Annotated in this window: 21 protein-coding genes; 9 read left to right on the plus strand and 12 right to left on the minus strand. The window is 71.6% G+C overall.

The annotated features are described in order from the left end of the window. Positions 1-199 (plus strand): DUF6126 family protein (locus IEZ12_RS39175; RefSeq protein ID WP_229848062.1); only part of this gene is annotated, 199 nt, incomplete at its 5' end. A gap of 16 nt (positions 200-215) precedes the next feature. On the opposite strand, the gene IEZ12_RS26565 is transcribed toward IEZ12_RS39175, so the two are convergent. Both IEZ12_RS26565 and IEZ12_RS26570 read right to left on the minus strand, forming a co-directional pair. Next, positions 216-557, minus strand: coding sequence for a MazG-like family protein (locus IEZ12_RS26565; protein ID WP_189275393.1), 342 nt, complete (start codon positions 555-557; stop codon positions 216-218). A 124-nt stretch (positions 558-681) separates the two neighbouring features. After that, positions 682-1,044, minus strand: coding sequence for a UBP-type zinc finger domain-containing protein (locus tag IEZ12_RS26570; protein WP_043911705.1), 363 nt, complete (start codon positions 1,042-1,044; stop codon positions 682-684). A gap of 253 nt (positions 1,045-1,297) precedes the next feature. Here IEZ12_RS26570 and IEZ12_RS26575 point away from each other — a divergent pair, with 253 nt between their 5' ends. Further along, a complete protein-coding gene (locus IEZ12_RS26575; protein ID WP_043911706.1) occupies positions 1,298-1,873 on the plus strand; it encodes a TerD family protein in 576 nt (191 codons plus the stop codon). A 73-nt stretch (positions 1,874-1,946) separates the two neighbouring features. Here IEZ12_RS26575 and IEZ12_RS26585 read toward each other — a convergent pair whose 3' ends face one another. Beyond that, positions 1,947-3,008 carry a helix-turn-helix domain-containing protein gene (locus tag IEZ12_RS26585; RefSeq protein ID WP_229848064.1) on the minus strand — a complete coding sequence of 354 codons (1,062 nt, stop codon included), beginning with the start codon at positions 3,006-3,008 and terminating at the stop codon, positions 1,947-1,949. A 1,081-nt stretch (positions 3,009-4,089) separates the two neighbouring features. Between IEZ12_RS26585 and IEZ12_RS26590 the strand changes: the two genes are divergently transcribed. Next, positions 4,090-5,229, plus strand: a complete 1,140-nt coding sequence (locus IEZ12_RS26590) for a hypothetical protein (RefSeq protein ID WP_189275397.1) — start codon at positions 4,090-4,092, stop codon at positions 5,227-5,229. Positions 5,230-5,901: 672 nt separating this feature from the next. Here the strand turns inward: IEZ12_RS26590 and IEZ12_RS26595 are convergent. The 3 genes from IEZ12_RS26595 to IEZ12_RS26605 form a co-directional block, all read right to left on the minus strand. Next, positions 5,902-6,345, minus strand: a complete 444-nt coding sequence (locus IEZ12_RS26595) for a hypothetical protein (RefSeq protein WP_189275399.1) — start codon at positions 6,343-6,345, stop codon at positions 5,902-5,904. A gap of 175 nt (positions 6,346-6,520) precedes the next feature. Then, complete coding sequence (locus tag IEZ12_RS26600) at positions 6,521-6,826, minus strand: MvdC/MvdD family ATP grasp protein (RefSeq protein ID WP_189275401.1); 306 nt, start codon at positions 6,824-6,826, stop codon at positions 6,521-6,523. Between the two features lie 173 nt (positions 6,827-6,999). Further along, a complete protein-coding gene (locus tag IEZ12_RS26605) occupies positions 7,000-7,767 on the minus strand; it encodes a hypothetical protein (protein ID WP_189275403.1) in 768 nt (255 codons plus the stop codon). 319 nt (positions 7,768-8,086) lie between these two features. On the opposite strand from IEZ12_RS26605, the gene IEZ12_RS26610 reads away from it, so the two are divergent. Beyond that, positions 8,087-8,719 carry a hypothetical protein gene (locus IEZ12_RS26610; protein WP_152645032.1) on the plus strand — a complete coding sequence of 211 codons (633 nt, stop codon included), beginning with the start codon at positions 8,087-8,089 and terminating at the stop codon, positions 8,717-8,719. Here IEZ12_RS26610 and IEZ12_RS39180 read toward each other — a convergent pair. Then, positions 8,650-9,375: a helix-turn-helix domain-containing protein gene (locus IEZ12_RS39180; RefSeq protein WP_308431085.1), complete on the minus strand. Its 726-nt coding sequence runs from the start codon at positions 9,373-9,375 to the stop codon at positions 8,650-8,652. The genes IEZ12_RS26610 and IEZ12_RS39180 overlap by 70 nt on opposite strands. On the opposite strand from IEZ12_RS39180, the gene IEZ12_RS26620 reads away from it, so the two are divergent. Further along, complete coding sequence (locus IEZ12_RS26620) at positions 9,374-10,357, plus strand: aldo/keto reductase (RefSeq protein ID WP_043911712.1); 984 nt, start codon at positions 9,374-9,376, stop codon at positions 10,355-10,357. The two genes, IEZ12_RS39180 and IEZ12_RS26620, sit on opposite strands and share 2 nt — an antisense overlap. 125 nt (positions 10,358-10,482) lie before the next feature. Here IEZ12_RS26620 and IEZ12_RS26625 read toward each other — a convergent pair whose 3' ends face one another. The 4 genes from IEZ12_RS26625 to IEZ12_RS26640 form a co-directional block, all read right to left on the minus strand. Beyond that, the gene (locus IEZ12_RS26625) at positions 10,483-10,713 is read right to left on the minus strand and encodes a DUF6296 family protein (protein WP_043911713.1); all 231 of its coding nucleotides are present in this window, start codon (positions 10,711-10,713) and stop codon (positions 10,483-10,485) included. 99 nt (positions 10,714-10,812) lie between these two features. Beyond that, on the minus strand, positions 10,813-11,712 hold the full coding sequence (locus IEZ12_RS26630) for a diacylglycerol kinase catalytic domain-containing protein (RefSeq protein WP_189275404.1): 900 nt from the start codon (positions 11,710-11,712) through the stop codon (positions 10,813-10,815). Continuing rightward, complete coding sequence (locus IEZ12_RS26635) at positions 11,709-12,818, minus strand: SPFH domain-containing protein (protein WP_229848066.1); 1,110 nt, start codon at positions 12,816-12,818, stop codon at positions 11,709-11,711. The genes IEZ12_RS26630 and IEZ12_RS26635 overlap by 4 nt, the downstream gene beginning before the upstream one ends. 191 nt (positions 12,819-13,009) lie before the next feature. After that, positions 13,010-13,978, minus strand: a complete 969-nt coding sequence (locus IEZ12_RS26640) for an NAD(P)-dependent oxidoreductase (protein ID WP_189275407.1) — start codon at positions 13,976-13,978, stop codon at positions 13,010-13,012. Here IEZ12_RS26640 and IEZ12_RS26645 point away from each other — a divergent pair. The 4 genes from IEZ12_RS26645 (at position 13,923) to IEZ12_RS26660 (ending at position 16,077) form a co-directional block, all read left to right on the plus strand. Then, positions 13,923-14,411, plus strand: coding sequence for an alkyl sulfatase C-terminal domain-containing protein (locus tag IEZ12_RS26645; RefSeq protein ID WP_229848070.1), 489 nt, complete (start codon positions 13,923-13,925; stop codon positions 14,409-14,411). The two genes, IEZ12_RS26640 and IEZ12_RS26645, sit on opposite strands and share 56 nt — an antisense overlap. A 75-nt stretch (positions 14,412-14,486) precedes the next feature. After that, complete coding sequence (locus IEZ12_RS26650; RefSeq protein WP_100584504.1) at positions 14,487-14,804, plus strand: DUF6191 domain-containing protein; 318 nt, start codon at positions 14,487-14,489, stop codon at positions 14,802-14,804. A 63-nt stretch (positions 14,805-14,867) separates the two neighbouring features. Beyond that, a complete protein-coding gene (locus tag IEZ12_RS26655) occupies positions 14,868-15,191 on the plus strand; it encodes a hypothetical protein (protein ID WP_189275412.1) in 324 nt (107 codons plus the stop codon). A 202-nt stretch (positions 15,192-15,393) separates the two neighbouring features. Next, complete coding sequence (locus IEZ12_RS26660) at positions 15,394-16,077, plus strand: hypothetical protein (RefSeq protein WP_189275414.1); 684 nt, start codon at positions 15,394-15,396, stop codon at positions 16,075-16,077. A gap of 204 nt (positions 16,078-16,281) precedes the next feature. Here the strand turns inward: IEZ12_RS26660 and IEZ12_RS26665 are convergent, their stop codons facing one another. Beyond that, positions 16,282-17,184, minus strand: coding sequence for an SGNH/GDSL hydrolase family protein (locus IEZ12_RS26665; RefSeq protein WP_189275416.1), 903 nt, complete (start codon positions 17,182-17,184; stop codon positions 16,282-16,284). Positions 17,185-17,306 lie beyond the last annotated feature (122 nt).

Below are 17,306 nucleotides of genomic sequence, written 5' to 3' on the forward strand. Positions count from 1 at the left end.
GCTACCCTGCAAGGGTTCGAAACGACCGAACGACCGCAGCAGAACCCAGGACGACAGGAGAACGGGTGTGACCAGCGACGGCGTGCGCGATGAGAAGGCGCGTCGCAAGCAGATGATGATCCGCGCACTGATCTACATCGTGGGGACCCACCTGTTCGCCGGCTTCGTGGGCCTGCTGTTCGTCGTCGGGCACCGCTGACGGAGCCCCCCGGCCGTCAGTGCGCGGCGGCGTCGGCCCCCGGTGCGGGCAGCGCCCGGGCCGCGACCTGCGCCAGGTGCGCGTCGAACGCGGCGGCTGGGTCCGGGTGCACCCGGACCAGCGCGACCATCGCGGTGATCATCACGTCGCACAGCTCGCCCGCGACGTCGTCCCAGGTGTGCGAGAAGCCCTTGCGCGGATTCTGGCCGAGCACGCCGATCACCGCCTCGGCCACCTCCCCGGCCTCCTCGCTGACCTTCAGGCACTGCAACACCCGCTGCATCTCCGCGGGTTGAGTACTGCCGTCGGCCAGCCACGCCGCCAGCCGCCGCACCGTCTCCCACTGCTGCGCGTCCACGTTCCCGCCCCTTCGCCGCCGTCACTCGTCCTGCCGCAACGACCGTACCCGGCGCGGGCGGTGGCCAGGGCCGGGTACGGTCGTTGCGACAGGACGAGTACGGTCGCTGTGGCAGGGCGGGGAGTCAGCGCAGGCGCTGCTGCCAGTCGATCGGGACGTGCCCGGCCGGGCCCGGGGTGGGCTGGGTGACCGGGTGCGCGGACGGGCCGGCCAGCGGCGGTCCCTCGTAGAACTGCTCGGTCTCGGTGTTCCAGAACCAGTCCTCGCCCGGTTCGAAACTGGTCAGGAACGGGTGGCCGGCCGACCGGGCGTGCGCGCTGGCGTGCTGGGACGGCGAGGAGTCGCAGCATCCGATGTGTCCGCACGCCGCGCACCGGCGCAGGTGGAACCACCAGCCCTGGCCCTCGCCGGCCAGGCACTCCATGCAGCCGTCGCCACTGGGCGGCACCTTCGGGTCGATACCGGGGATCGTCGTGTCGTCACTCATCTCGGGCACCTCCTCGGAAAGGGTATGCCCGGGGTGGCGGCCGACGCCGGTAGGCGGCTCCCGGCGCGGCGCGCCTCCCGGGGTGGGGCGTTTCTTTGCCGTCCGTTGGGGTGCTGACGGTGTGAAGGTGGATTCCGTCCTGATCTACAGTGCTGTAGATTCAATGGCGGGGCCTGGGCCCGCGGACGCGGCCGGGGGCCGGCCGCCGGACCGAACTGCCGGTCCCGGCACGGGGATACCACAGGAGGGCAATATGGGAGTCTCGCTCGCCAAGGGCGGAAACGTCTCGCTGACCAAGGAGGCGCCGGGACTCACCACCGTCATCGTCGGCCTCGGCTGGGACGTTCGGGCCACCACGGGCGCCGACTTCGACCTCGACGCCAGCGCACTGCTGTGCAACGAGGCCGGCCGGGTCCTCAGCGACCAGCACTTCGTCTTCTACAACAACCTGCGCAGCCCCGAGGGTTCGGTCGAGCACAGCGGCGACAACCTGACCGGCGGCGGCGACGGTGACGACGAGCAGATCAAGGTCGACCTGACGGCCGTCCCGCCGCAGGTCGCGAAGGTCGTCTTCCCGGTGTCGATCTACGACGCCGAACAGCGCCGCCAGAGCTTCGGCCAGGTCCGCAACGCCTTCATCCGAGTCGTCAACGAGGCCGACGGCACCGAGGTCGCCCGCTACGACCTCTCCGAGGACGCCTCCACCGAGACCGCGATGGTCTTCGGCGAGCTCTACCGCTACGGCACCGAATGGAAGTTCCGCGCCATCGGCCAGGGCTACGCCTCCGGCCTGCGTGGCATCGCACTCGACTACGGCGTCAACGTCTGACACCCGGAAAGGGCCGGATCCTGCGGGATCCAGCCCTTCCTGCGTTCTCCGTCCCGCCGTTGCCGAGGGCCTGTCACAGAGCGGGGAGGCTCCCGGACTTCACCGCCGAGACGAACGCCTGCCAGGTGTCGGTCGAGAATCCCAGAACGGGGCCGCCGGGGTCCTTGGAGTCACGCACCGGCACCACGCCGGCGTCGACGAAGTCGTATGCCGCTTCGATGCACTGCCCGCCGTCGCTGCCGCTGTAGCTGCTCTTGAACCACCGGGCGGCGGACAGGTCGACCTTCGGACTCATGTTCAACAGCCCTTCCATGATGCGGAGGATCAGGCGGGACGATTCCGGTGCCGACAGGACTTCGGCCCGGAGCCGATCATAGGCGCGGGATCGCTCACCGACCTGTCTCGGATTGTTGGAGAACGCCCCTCTGCTGAGCGATTCCGCGTACTGCCACTCCGGCCCCTCGGGCAGTCTCAGCAGAGTGAACGACGCGCCGAACGGCGCACGTTCTCCGATGCCGTAAGGCGCCACCTGGAGAACGATGTTGGGGCGCTGCGCCAGTCGCAGCAAGTGGCGCAGTTGGTCCGCCATGACCACCGGGCCGCCGACCGCCCGGTGCAGGACTGCCTCGTCCAGGATGACCACCAGGAACGGTGCCGAGTCCGCTTCGAGGAACCGTGCCTGCCGACCCAGCCGTGCCGCGACCCGCTCATCGATCAAGTCCTCGTCACCCGCTGCGTCGCCCTGTGCGAGCAGCGCCCGAGCGTAGGTCGGCGTCTGCAGCAGGCCAGGAATCCAAGCGATCTCGTACTGCCGGAGGACGGTGGCCCGCGCCTCCATTTCGGCGAAACGGCGGAACCAGTCCGGGTGTTCGACCTCCCGGTGCCAAGGGACCTTCTGCCAGACGCGCAGCAGCATGCCTCCTGTGCCTAGGAGCTTGTCGCAGGCGTGGACGAAGTCCTCCTGCGGTACGCGCTCGGCGGCCTCGATCCGGCTGATCAGCGACCGGTCGCAGGGGATCAGCCGCGCCAGCTCGCCCTGTGACAGCCCCGCGCGCTCGCGGGCCTCCGACAGTTCCGAGGCGAAGAACCCCGGTGAGCAGAACGCTTGTTCCCGTACGGCCTCCCGACGGCCCACCCGTGCTCCCTCCGGTGACAGGCCCCGATGTCACGACCTGACGCCTACTCAGCGTAGCCCCGCAGGCCGACTCTTGTAGCGGAAAGCACAGCGCGGCGCACAGGAGCACCCTCATGTCGACAGTCGTCCAACTCCCGCCCCGGTGCAGGGTCGTACCCCTGCCCTCGCCTCCCGGCGCGGTCGACCTGTGGGGCGTGGCCGTGGAGGGCGACGGAGGTTGCCTCGTGCCCGGGCCGGACGGCGAGCCCCTGGCCTTCCACAGCTTCACCGAAGCCACCCGATGGGTGGCGTCCCTGGCGGAGCCGTGGCGGCCCCGGGAGGGCCGAGCTGCTCACGACCAACGGTCGGGCCAGGACGTGCGGGTGATGGCCATTCACGAGTGCGGCGTGTTCGTGCGGCGAGTGCGGGACGGACGGGAGGGCGTCACGTCGCTCGACGACCTGTCCCCGCCGCAGCGAATCGCTCCGCCGCGGTGACGGAGCCTGCCGACCGGGCGTGGGACGCGGCTGCCCAACTGGTCGCGCTGACCGGGGAGGAGGTGCGGCTGGCACACCTGGCGGACGGCGTCCGGCTCCGATTCCGAGCACCGTCCCTCGCCGACGGGTCACACCTCGAACTGCTGCGGATCCTCGGAGAGTCCGACTCCTTCGGGCGCGAGCGCCGGTCCGACGGCAGCGGCGAGCTGTGGGCCTTGGCTCTCGGGTGTCCAGGCCGTGGCCGCGGCCGAATTCTCCGATCGGATTCAGATCACCCATAGATGTGCAATTTCTCATTCGCACACCTCGCTCGGATCCGGTGGATCCGCTAAGGATTGGACCGCGGAAGGCGGAAATCGGCCCGCACCGCCGATGCAGTCGTTGTCGAACTTCCGGACGTCTTGTCAGTACATGCCCCTCTTGCGTGAGTTCGAGGTGCCTCGCACGCCGGTCGGGCTGCCGTCGCGGGATCGTTACCGGACTTCGAAGCGGAGATTTCAGGCATATGGCGAAATTGGCGCTTCACATTTCGATCCCGCACAGAGAACATCTAGGAATCAAAGCCTTCCACCCGGTCGGCGACTCACGGAAATTGGGTGCGATTCATGTCCGATCGAACTTCCGACCTGCGCAAATCGCGGCTCTCCGGCCCCAAGGCGCGCCAGTTGCCACGCCTGCTCGCCCTGATCGCTTCCGGCGCTCTCGGAATCGGCCTGCTCGGGATCCCGGCCGCCGGCGCGACCAGCTTCGACGTCTCCCTGTCCCCGGCCACGGCGTTCACGACCGAGGGCATCGCCTACAGCGACGTCACTGGCGACGGAGATGCGGACATCCTGCTGCCGGACAGCGCCGGCAATCTCCGCGTCATCCAGAACACCACCGAAACGCCCGACACGGGTCGGCTCTTCGGATACGCAGCCGACTCGCCCACCGGCACCTGGCAGGGCGTCCAGATCACCCACCACGGCTCACTGTTCGGCGGCGTCTACCGCAGCGACCTGATCGCCCACCCGGCCGGCGACCGACGCATGTACCTGTACATGAACTCGCCCACCGGATTCTCCATCAGCACCGGGTTCTTCCTCAACGGCAGCACCACCCAGGGCGCGGTCACCTGCCTCAGCGCTGGCGGCGTCACGGTCACCTGCCCGTCCGAGCTCGGCACCGACTGGAGCAACGCCAACCAGATCCTCGCCATCGGCTCCGTCAACAACGAGACAACCAGCACTCCGGCCAGGACCAACCTCGTCGCGGTGATCGGCACGAAGCTCTGGCTGTTCTCCCCGGGGAGTAACAGTGTCAAGCTGCTCGCCCCGACCGACACTCTGCTCTCCGCCCTCGACTGGAGCGACTACGACCTGATCGGCCCCGGCCCCGCCAACGGCACCACCACCTGCACCGACGCTGCCGGGACGACCACCACCACCTCGCAGGCCACCCTGTGGACTCGCGAGCGCAGCACCGGCCGGATCCTCGCGTACCCGATCACCAGGAACCCCGCCAACAACTGCGCCATCGACTACTCCGCGCTCGCCGACCCGGCCCAGGGCACCGTCATCGGCAACGGCATCGCCCCCAGCGCCTACCCCGTCGTCGGCTCGGTCGGCGACCTGACCGGAGACGGCATCCCGGACCTGTACGGGCAGAACCCGGCGGGCCAGGTGACCGTCTGGCCGGGTGCGGTCGGCGACGCGACCGGGCGCCCGGGCGCGGTCACCGGCTTCGAGGCGCCGCTTGCCGGCTAGGAACTGTCCTGGTGGAAGCGTGTGAGTTCCAGGAACCCTGACAGTCGAACGGCCGGAGGGCGGTGCTGGTCGTTCTGCACGCGGGTTGACGGTGGAGGCCCCTCTCGCCGGGTTGGGCCTCCGCCGTCGAACGGCGCGGCAGGTGGCCCACCGGTGGTTCTGCCACGAGGCGCTGCCGGTGGCGGGACGCGAGGGCCGAGCCGTCGTCGGGTCGTGGGCGGTGGGCAGTCGGGGCGGTGTGGTGCTCGTGGTCGCAGGCGAGGAAGACGTTGACTCGCAGGCCGTGATCGTCGTTCGGCCGGTACACGGTGTCCTGGTAGTCCATCCCGGCCGCCCGCTCGTCGATTCGGTGCATGCCGGGACTGTTGTCCGCCAGCAGCGAGACCGACAGCAGTTGCTGCGTGTCGCACAGCCGGTCGGGGTGACCGCACCTGCGAGGGGCTCCTGCGGCACAGTGAAACCCTCGGTCGGCCCGCGCTAGGCATTGATCGTCTCCGTCGCCGTGCCACCAGGAGACCCAGCCCGCACGGAGACTCGGCGCGCCCATCACGTCTTCACCCGGGCCGGCCGCCCGGCTCACGCCGGTCCGCCTGCCGCGCGGTGCACGCCCCGACTCCCGCCCGTCGTCGGAGCGTCAGCCACCGGCCGACCGCCCCCGGTGGCGGCCGTCCGTCAGCCCGCGAGCGAGGCGGAACGGCGTCGGCGGCGGGCCCGGACGGCCAGCCGGAGCCAGAGCAGCAGTCCTGCGAGCCCGCCGGCGGCGATCCCCAGGCCGCGCTGCGCGGCTCCGCCGCCGTCCGGCGGGTACACCTTGCCGTCGTGGCCGACCGCCCGGGCTTGATCGCCCAGCACGCGAACCGGGAGACGGCCCATCACCTGGGCGCCGGTCAGGGCGGGTTCTGCCGGATCGTCCGGCTTGAAGGTGCCCTCGACCACGCAACGGCCGCAGTTCACGGCCTCCTTGGTGACGGTGAACACCCCCGGACTGCCCGCGCCCCGCGCCACTGCCCGGCCCGACGCCGCATACCCGGCGCCCACCATCAGCAACAGCAGCGCGACCACCAGCACCACCCAGCGGATCGCCGCGGCCTGCGCCCTGCTCCGCCGGTCGTCCATTGCCGCACCCGTCCTCGGCCCACCCGTCGAAAGACCGTCATCGTGCCATACGCGTGCTGGATCGTCAGAGGACGGTCAGGGCGGTTGCGGAGCTCAACTGGTCGTGGCGAGCCGGGACCGGGCCGGCACAGAGTTCGGCAAGTCGGGTCATGCGTCGGAGCCTTCCCGGAGTCGGTCAGCGACAGCGAAAGCGATCGAGTCGGGGTGCCATGCCCACGGCCCGTTTGGGGTTGCATTCAAGGAAGCACCAGGCACCGGCCGCGGTGACGGCGAAGTCGAGCGCCTTCGCCACCAGGGCCTGGAACAGGTGAGGGCAGGCGGCCACCGCGCCGGTGATCTCGTGCGCGCGCACCTCTCGCACCCACACGTGTCGCGCCCGGCCGTCAACCTGGCACGGGGTGTTCCGCCGCGGCTTGTGGACCACTCCGCCCAACTGACGGTCGATCAACACATGTGCTCTGCCGGGGTCGTTGGTGGTCATGGTGTCGGGGACGGGGAAACCGCTGCGCTGCGTGGCGACGAGCTGGGCCGGCGCGTACTCCGCCGCCCGGGTGTTCCACGGGGTAGCTCAGGTCGTGGGCCCGGAGCGACGCCAGGATGCCGCCGGCGGGCCGGCACGCGGCCTGCGTCGCCGGTCTCCGGCGCCTGGTGCTGCTACTGGGGCAGCTGCGCCAAGTAGGGGAGGAAGGGACTGCTCTCCATGACGTTGCCGTTCTCGTCGTAGAAGGTGGTCTGTTCGAGGACGCCCGGCAGGGTGTGGACCATGTACAGCTCCCAGTCGGTGACGCTCGGAGCGAACTGCCACTTCTCGGCGAACGGCAGGATCTTGCCGTTGAGCTGAGGGATCTGTCCCCTCCACCTGGGGTCCGTCTCCCATGTGTAGCCGCGGAGCAGGATATTGGGGTAGTCCGTCCTGCGCATGTCCTTGAGTGAGAAGTGGATCCGGTAGTTCGGCGAGTTCAGCCGGCTGAGGGTTTCCCGGCGCAGCTCGGCCCTCGTGATGTCCCTCCTCATCAGGTGCTCGAAGCTGTTGGCCTCTGCGAAGCCCTTGATCCCTCCGGACGACAGCCCGAGGGCCAGGTGGCGGACCTGTTGGTCGGGCTGGGGCGCGGCAGGCGCGTCGACCGGCCGGACCTCGGTGATGAGGATCTTCTTGCCGTCGACGACGGCGATTCCCGCTGCGCCCCGGCCGACGGTGTCGTCGAACGCCGTCTCGGCCGCGGTCGGCTTCCGGGCGGAGTTGCTCAAGTACAGGGCGCGGTAGGTGCCGTCGGGCTTCTTGACCAGCCCGTCGTAGAACCGCAACGGCGGGAGGGCGCCCACGTGGTCGGAGCTCGCCTTGGATACGGCGTTCGGGGACAGGACGGCGGTGACCGGCCGTTTGTCGACCTTCTCGCCGGTGCGGGCGGCGTACTGGTCCAACGGCTTGCCCGAGGTGGCGCCCGAAACGCTGTCGCCGCCGTCGACCTCTCGCCCTGGTGTTCTGGAACTTCGCCCCGCCTTTGAGACGGGATCGTGGCGATGTCGTTGCACCTGGTGACGTGAACACGACCCGGTCCGGGCGACGGCTGCTGCGCCTGCGGTTGCCGCACTGGCCGTGTTCTCGGTCAACAGCCGTGGATTTCTCGGTCATTTCGACCAAAAGGCCCTGCCGCACGGGCGCCGACACCATACCGTGGAAGGAGTCTGCCCTGGTCCGGGGCGGAACGGGGTGATCGAAGCGCACGGAGGGAGGGAAGCCATGGGGGTACGTGCACGGCTGCGCGGGAGCGCGGTCGCGGTGGGGGCCGCGGTGCTGGCGGTTGGGGCCCTGGGGGCCGGGGTGGCTCCGGGGCGGGCGGCGGCTGCCGACCAGTGGCGGCCGCAGCCGGGGACCCTGTACATCTCCGACTTGCCGAAGACCGAGTCGTGGCGCGCCAGCCCGACCGCCCGGGGGTGGGGCGACGATTTCGACTGTCCGGTGGGCTGGCCCGCCGAGCCGGCCGAAGTCAATGTATGGCACCGGGACTTCACTACCGCGGAAACCGCGCTGGCCCAGCAGAAGGTGGCGGTCTTCGACACGGAGGCCGAGGCCATCGCCTTCGCGGACAAGGCCCGGCAGGACTACATCGCCTGCGCGCACGCCCCGCAGCGGCCCGGCGTGACCGCAACCTACTTCGACCACGGGGTGATCAACGTCGAGGAGGGCGCCACCCTTCAGGGGATGCACACCTTCGACTCCAACGCCACCGAGCGCCCCGACTACAACTACCTGTGGGGCGTGGGCCGCGACGGCGACACGGTGACGCTGGTCCTGTGGCAGAGCTACTGGGGCGATCCGCCTGTGATCCCGTGGAAGAACACCCTGAACACCGCGGTGAAGAAGCTGTACTGAGCACCCGCCGCCGACTCCTCGCCGCGGGTCCCGGCCGGGGCGGCGCGGCGGGCCGCGGTCGGATCGAGCACGTGGCCGCCGCCGCTCCCGGCGGGGCCGATAGCAAGGAGACCAGATGCCGGCCGACCGACGGAGCCTGGGCGGAGGATCCCCCGCTCGACGTTGCCGTCGGTGATCTTCCTCGGGGCGCCAGGCCGCGGGTCGTCACACAGGCCGTCCAGGCCCCGCTCGATGAACCGGCGCCGCCGGGTGCGGACCGGGTCCGGAGCGACCCGCAGCCGGCGGGACACCTCCGTGATCGAGTGGCCCTCGGCGCACTCCAGCACGATCCGCGACCGCTGGGCCAGAGCCTGAGCTGTCGTGCGGCGACGCAACCAGCCATGCAGCACAGCCCGCTGGGCATCAGTGACCGACAACGGCGGAATCTTCGAACCCGGACGACTCATGCCCCGACTCCGGAAGAGAGGGCCCAGGCCGGTGCCGGCACCGGCATCGGCACGCCGGGCCCGCGTCCGGTAGATCATCTGATCGGTGATCGAAGCCCTGCTGGAGTGCCGGCCGAAGTGCGGGGTGAAGGGCACCACAAGCCCCAACGCTCCAGGTGGGGGAGTGTCGGGGGTTGGGCGGTGGCGGGCGTTGTGGCAGGCTCGGCGCATGGAACAGCGTGTACTTGGCAGGACCGGGCGTCCGGTGTCGGTGGTGGGTCTCGGGACGTGGCAGTTGGGCGCCGACTGGGGCGTGGTGCTGGAGGACGACGCGCTGGCGGTGCTGGACGCCGCGGCGGATGCCGGGGTGACGTTCTTCGACACCGCCGACGTCTACGGGGACGGCCGCAGCGAGCAGTTGATCGGTCGTTTCCTGAAGTCCCGGCAGGGCGAAGGCCTGATGGTCGCCACCAAGCTCGGCCGCCGGCTGCCGCAGCTGCCGGAGAACTACACCCTCGCCAACTTCCGTGAGTGGACCGACCGTTCGCGCCGCAACCTGGGTGTGGACCGGCTCGACCTGGTGCAGCTGCACTGCCCGCCCACCGCGGTGTACTCCAGCGACGAGGTGTTCGACGCGCTCGACACCCTGGTCGAGGAGGGCCGCACCGCCGCGTACGGCGTCAGCGTGGAGACCTGCGCGGAGGCGCTGACCGCGATCGCCCGGCCCGGCGTCGCCAGCGTGCAGATCATCCTCAACCCGTTCCGGCTGAAGCCGCTGGACGAGGTGCTGCCCGCGGCCGAGAAGGCCGGCGTCGGCATCATCGCGCGCGTTCCGCTGGCGTCCGGCCTGCTGTCCGGCAAGTACACCAAGGAGACCCTGTTCGGTGCGGACGACCACCGCACCTACAACCGGGACGGCTCCGCGTTCGACCAGGGCGAGACGTTCTCCGGTGTCGACTTCGTGACCGGTGTCGAGGCCGCCGACGAGTTCGCCCGCCTCGCCCCGCCCGGTGCCACCTCCGCGCAGACCGCGCTGCGCTGGATCGTCCAGCAGCCCGGTGTCACCACCGTCATCCCCGGCGCCCGCAGCCCCGAGCAGGCTCGGGCCAACGCCGAGACGGCCGCTCTGCCGCCGCTGTCGCCGCAGACCCTGCACGCCGTCCAGGACATCTACGACCGCCGCCTGCGCGCGCAGGTGCACTCGCGTTGGTGAGCGCTTGAGGGATTGACGGCGGCCGGTTGACCGGACGGAACGGGAAAGCGCTTACCGGAGGAGTTCGGCAAGCGCTTTCCCGTTGCCGGTCGGTGGTCGGTAGTCGGCGGTGGGGAAGCCGACGCTCAGGGCAGTGGCTCGGCGTGCATGGGCGTTCGGGGGGTCTGGTGGCCGCCGCTGGCCATCATCCGGACCTCGCCGGCGTCGCTGATCTCGGCCTGCACGATGCCGGATGCGTCCGCGTACACGGGGTGCCCGCCGGGTCCTCGGGTGCCGGTCGCCTCGACCACCACCACGTCCTGGTCGGCGTGGCCTCCGGTCTCCCCGGGGAAGGTGAGAGCGAATCGTCGAGCCATGGCCGGACCTCCTTCCCGTCGTTCGTTCCATCCTAGGCAGCGCCGCCGCCGACGGTCGCTCCCAGGCAGCGGGGCCGGCGGCCCGGTCGGGTTGCCGGGTCAGGCGAGCAGGTGGAGGCGCTGCTCGGCGGGGCCGATCCGGACGGTCTGGCCCCAGGTGAGGTGCAGGGCGTCGGACTCGATGCCGTCGCCGAACGCCACCAGCCGCTCGCTCTCCACGGTGAGGGTCAGCTGTTGCTCGGCGGTCAGCAGGCCCTCGACCCGGGACGTGCCGGTCACGGGGGACGGCCAGGCCTCCCGAACGAACCAGGACAGCTGCGCCACCGTGGGCCCGGGCAGCGGCAGCCGGCTGGACCGTTCCAGCCAGGCCGAGCGGCACCACCCGGTCGCACCGGTGCCGGTGCCGACGAGCACGCCCGAGGACGCCTGTGACTCCGGGTCGCCGCCGGGCGCGGACAGTAGGTAGCGGGCCGTCTGGTGGCCGGGCTGTCCGAGGTAGATCTCGTTCAGCGCCAGCAGCCGCTGGGTGTCGTCCGCCACCGCCTCCACCATGGTGCGCAGCTCCAGCCGCCGCTCCGCGCCCGGTCCGACGGCCGCCCGCAGCAGCGCCCCGGCCCGGCCGGCGCGGTGGCGGACCAGGACACCGGGGTTGCGGCCCGGCTCCGCGTCGATGCCGATCACCGGCTGCCCCGTCAGGTACTTGGCGGTGTTGGCGACCAGCCCGTCCTGGCCGACCACGACCACCAGATCCTCGGGGGCGAACAGGAACCGGTCCAGGTCGGCCCGCTCCACCCGGGTCTGCCGCCAGTCCAGCGGCACCGCCGCCGACACCTCCGCCAGCGCCTCCCGGGCGAGGTCGTGCCGGCGCTCCGCCTCGTCGAGGGAACGGCCCCGGCCGGCGAGGAAGAACTCGGCCTGGCCGTGCGTGCCGTGGTGGGCGATCAACTCCTGGTACTCGGTGCGCCGGTGGACCAGCACCACGCGCGGCGCGAGGCTCACCGTCCCGGCCGATCCGTGTCGCGGGCCGGGGCGGCCGGGGAGGTCGAGACGGTCGGGGCGTCGGCACCGGCGGCGGGGAGCGGGGTGGACAGCCGGGTGAGCAGACCGGTCAGCACGTCCGGGGTGAGGGTGATGCTGTCGATCCGGGGCAGGTGCTCGGCGAGTCGGATCAGCGCCAGCGCCTGCAGGATCTCCGGCCCGACCTGCTGGTGCGCCGTCAGCCACGCCGCCTCGGCGGCGGCCTTCGCCTCGCCCATCGCCCGTGCGGCCTCGGCCTGTTGGGCGGCCAGCGTGCCCGCCGCCTCGGCCTCCGCCACCGCCAGGCGGGTACGGCGGGACGCCTCGGCGTCGGTGCGCACCGCGTCCGCGGCGGCCTTCTGCTCCGCCTCGCGGCGCGCGTTCGTGCCCTGCTGCGCCACCAACTCCTCTTCGCGGCGCGCAAGTTCGATCTGGCTGGCGAGTTCGTTCTCGGCGATGGCGCGTTCCCGCTCGACCGCGACCGCGCGACGCTCGTAGGTCGCCCGGTCCGCCTCCTGCTGGACCTGCTCCCGGGCCGGGGTGCGCAGCGCCCGCTCCAGTTCGGCCTCGGGCCGGACGGCGGTGACGCGCACCGCGAGCACCGCCAGCCCGATCTCGCCCAGCCGGGGTTCGGCGGTCAGCCCCTCGGAGATCCGGTCGCGGACCACTGTCACCCCGTCAATCAGGGTGTCTGCCAGTGGAGTTCGGGCGATCAGCTGGAGGGCGTGCTGCTGGGCGGTCTCGGTGAGCAGGGTGGCGAGCTGGGCGAGCGGTTCGGCCCGCCATGCGCCGGTGTCGGGGTCGATGCCGAAGTCCATGCGGGTGGCGGCGATCGCCGGGTCGCTGATCCGGTAGGTGACGGTGGCCTGCACCGCGAGGTCCTGGAAGTCGGCCGTGCGGGCGTGGAACACCATCGCCAACTCGCGGTCGTCCGCCGGTACTTCGGATATCGCGGCGGTGAGCGGCCGGAACCAGAACGCCAGGCCGACTCCTTCGTGGGCGAGCCGCCCGCCCCGCAGGTGACGGATGTGGCTGGTCGGAGCGGAGCGCAGGTGGCGGAAGCCGAAGCGGCGGGTGATGTCGGCCATGGAGATCGCGACCGTCCTTTCTTTTCGTCTCTACGACGATAAGTCGGAGGATCGCTTGTCGTCAATACGACGAAAAGAGGGGTGGGTATGCCGATGCGCCGCGCGTCCGGAGGTGCGCGGTAGGGGTCGTTGCGGAGGGCGCCGGCGGAATTGCGGCGGCGGTCGGGACGGGGTGGCCAGCTGACCTGACGTCAGAGTGCGGCGCGGGTGCGGGAGGTGGTGGAGATCGCGGCGAGGTCCTGCTCGCCGTGGCCGTGGGCGACGGCCTGGAGCAGGGAGTCGCGCAGCAGCGAGCCGAGGGGGAGCGGCACGTTGGCGTCGGCGGCCGTGCCGAGGGCGAGGTTCACGTCCTTCAGCCCGAGCGCGAGGCGGAACCCGGCCGGATCGAAGGACTGCTCGGCGATCATCGCCCCGTAGCCGGCGTAAACCGGCCCGGGGAAAATGGAGTTGGTGAGGACGTCGAGCAGCGCGGCCGGGGCGAGCCCGTTCGCCTCGGCGAGCACGGCGGCCTCCGAGAACGCCTCGATCGCCGACACCAGAAGGAAGTTGGCGCTGACCTTCGCCACGTTCGCCGCCGCCGGGTCTTCGCCGAGATGCCAGGTTCGCCGGCCCATCGCGTCGAACAGCGGTGCCACCCAGTCGAGTTCGGCCGCCGGGCCGGACGCCAGGATGTTCAGGTTCCCGGCCGCCGCAGCCTCCGAGCGGCCCAGCACCGGCGCCGCGATGTAGCCGAGCCCGTGCTGCGCGTGCAGCTCCGCCGCGCGGCGTGCCAAACCCGGCGAGACGGTGGCCATGTTGACGTGCACGGCGGCCCGCGCCGACGACAGCAACTCCTCGTTCAGCAACAGGCGTTCGACCACCCGGTCGTCCGCCAGCATGGAGATCGCCACCTCCGCGTCGAACGCCTCAGCGAGCGTCGTCGCCGCCGACGCCCCGTCCGCGACCAGCTCCGCCACCGGCTCCGGCGACCGGTTCCACACCCGCACCGAATGCCCCGCCTCCAGCAGCCGACGAGCCATCGCCCGGCCCATCGCGCCCAGACCGACGAAACCGACGTTCATGTTCACTGCCTCCCAGCAGGGTGCGAACGATGCTCCGAGGGCGATGCTACGACGTTCACTCTCCGACCGGCCGGTGAACCTGCCGAGGCGTTCGGGCATCGCCGAGAGCCGGGCGACCGCCGGGGGAAACGGCGGTCACCCGTTCGGCCCGCTCCCGTCGGGCGGCGTCCGCCCGGGCCGGCGAGGACGACGGGCCCGGGCGCATACCGGTCCCGGCGCGCCCGTCCCGATCCGGACGTCCCCGCTGATCAGCGGCCCCAATGCGTGGGACCACTCGCTGACCGCGCTGTGGCGGTTCACCGACCTCGACCGGACGCCCCGGACCAGCCTCCGCAACGGCGTCCCGGCCCACCGCCCCGCTGTCGACGGCTCCGCCGATCTCACACTCGTGCTGACCGAACCCCAGCTCATGGGCCCGCCCACCGGCCACGGCCTCGACCGCATCGACCACACGGGCGACCCGACCGTGCTGACCACCCTCATGTCGGTCCTCAGCGAACCCGACCCCGGGTTCGCCGTCGTCACCCCCTGAACCTGAACCGCCCGCGACAGCCCGCGACCGCCAGAGACCCTGTTCGGCGGGTTGCCCAGGAGTGATACTGGCTGCATGGGGTTCATCGTCTTCATGACGCTGCCGGGCCTGGTGCTGCTGCTCACCGCACTCGCCGTGGTCGACCAGGTCCTGCTGCGCGCCGGGCGCGCCGGTCTGCTGCCCTGGCGCCCCGGCCACCGGCAGGGGCAGATCTCGGCGACCGGCTTCGAGCAGCTGCACGCCCAGTTCTCGGCCGGCAAGCAGAACGAACTGAAGGAACGCCAGTCGGCGCTGATGCTCCGCGACGAGGACGAGGACGGTGCCCCGCCGAACCGCACCCGGATCGACCTCGCACGCGGCTCGGCCGTGATCCGGCTGCCGAAGTCCCCCTGACGGCAGGCTCGTCGGACCCCGCAGGGAGAATGATCCCGTCGCCCAGCGGGAGTGGAGCAGCGGATGAACTGGTACGGGGTCCGGTGCGTCTTCGAGTGGACGGCCGCGAGCGGGCGGTCCTACGAGGAGCGGATCACCCTCTGGCAGGCTCCGTCCGCCGACGACGCGATCGCCCTGGCCGAAGCGGAGGCCGAGACGTACGCACGCGAGAGCAGCGTCGAGTACCTCGGCTTCGCGCAGTCCTATCGTCTGGGCGACCACGGGGTGCCGGGGGCGGGCGCGGAGGTGTTCTCGCTGCTGCGGGACAGCTCGCTGGAACCGAGCGCCTACCTGGACGCGTACTTCGACACCGGTGCGGAGCGTCAGCAATCTCTGCCGGATGGATGAGGCCCGGCGTCGGCGTCCCGCCTGCGGAAACGGACGGGACGCCGACGCGGCGCGGCGTCGGTAGCCTCGCGGCCGTGATCGACGAAGGAACGCCGGGAACGGACGACGGCGCCCCGACGACGACGCGCCTTCGCGAGGCGCTCGACCGCGCCGGGTACGTGGTGATCGTGGAGGGGCCGCCGGACAAGCGGAGTCCCCGGACGTGGTGCGGACCCTGGTGAACGGGGCCGGGATCGCCGAACCGGCCCGGCTGCCGGCCGTGGTGGACGGCGGCACCGGCGACCGGTGCCCGTGCAGCGGTCGGCCGACGATCATCATGCACGACATCGACGGCGAGTCGATCGCCTGCCGGAACCCGCACCACGGGACCGGCCTCCGTGGGCTCGGCGACCGCGACGCCGAGCCGCGCGACGGGTCGGCCCGCACCGCATGGCCGGCGGACCGGGGGCTGACCGGATCCCGGGACGTGCAGGCGGAGTTGGCCGAGCAGGCAGCCGAACGGGAGCGACGCCGGCTGCGCCGGCTCGATACTGCGCCCGTCGGGGTGCGTGCCGCGGCCGAGGCTGTCGCCGTTCACCCAGGGCGCGACCTGGAAGCCTGGTCGGGCCGCGCCCGGGAGGCGGAGGCCCAGCTCATCGCGCAGGTCCAACAGGGCTTTCCCGACCGGACCGAAAGGATCCAGGTCCTGTCGGCCCGGGCCGGAGCATCGGCCAGGGCGCACACCGGTGGCCTGACGTGGTACGACCGGGCCGTCGAGCAGCACCTGCTGGCCGAGGAGCCCGGCCGCGTCCTCGCCGCGCTCACCGCCGGCCCGCCCGGCCCGGGCCCAACTCGACGGCGGTGCCGAACTCTTCGGCTCGCTCGGACGGACCGAACGCAGGGGTAGCAGTCGCCGGAGTCCTGAGCTCGACACTGATCGGGCACATCCGGGCCGACGGCACCTCGGCCAGGAGGTTCCGACCGGGCAGCGGCCGCTACGGAGCCGAGCGCGACCGAGGACGCTGAGCGACGACCACCCCGACGGCCGGGCACTGTCCCAATGTGCCTGGGGCGGTGATGTGTTGGGGGCGTCGTCCGGCCGACTGCCGCCCTACCCCGGGGCCGAGGTGTCGGCCGTCGACGGCTCCGAGGTGGGTGCTGTGGGCCGGTGGTCGACGGGCGGTGTGGGGTCGGGGGCGGTGATGCGGGCGATGACGGCGGCGGTGGTCCGGTTCTCCACGTGGTCGAGGCGGCGGGCCGAGCCGCGCAGCAGGTGACGGGCCTCGATCGCGGCGAGGGCGAGGAGGCCCGGGAGCAGGTCGGTGGAGCGGGCCGCCAGCCAGCGGGTGCCCTGGGTGGCCATCCACCACAGGTTCGCGCCGGGGGCGGGTGCGGGGGCGGGAAGTTCGGCGGGCGGCGGGCCCACCGGGTGGCCGGCCTCGGCGAGCAGGGTGTGGAAGCCGTGTGCGATCAACTGGTGCCCGGCGGCGCTGGGATGGAGCCGGTCCACGCTCAGCAGAGCGCGCCGGTCCGTCCATGGCAGGTCCGCGAGATGCAGATGCACCGCATGATGGTGCTCGGACAGCGCATGGACGACCGCGTTGACGCCGCGCATCCGGCGCGCCAACGGGCGGGCGAGCGGCGCCGGTAGCCCCAGCAACCGTCCCGGATCGGGCAGGCAGGCCGTGAGCGGGACGGTGCCGGCTGCCGTCAACGAGGCGAATGCGGCTTCGAGATGACGTGCCGTCAGATTCAGGTCGAAGGAAGCGCGCAGGGTGTCGTTGCCGCCGACCACCACCGCCGCGTACTGCGGGCGCAGGGCGAGTGCGGCGGGCAGTTGGGAGACCAGCAGGTCGCGGCTGAGTGCGCCGCTGTTGGCGAGGTTGCGGAAGTCCACGGGGTCCGGCGAGAGGCTGGGTGCGAGCAGCGCTGCCCAGCCGCGCCAACCGCCGGGAACGGGGTCGCCGACACCCTCGGTGAGGGAGTCGCCGAGAGCAGCGAATCGTACCGTCATCACGTCCCTCCAAGTGGGGTTCGGTGGGGTGGGAATGCGGTGGGGGAATGGGGAGTTTGGCCCGCACTGCCCCGGCGCGGTGCGAGGTGGAGGGCGGCGGGCCCGGTGCGGAAAGGCGGAGT

The organism is Kitasatospora griseola, assembly GCF_014648555.1.
In the GTDB taxonomy this organism is placed as follows: Bacteria; Actinomycetota; Actinomycetes; order Streptomycetales; family Streptomycetaceae; genus Kitasatospora; species Kitasatospora griseola.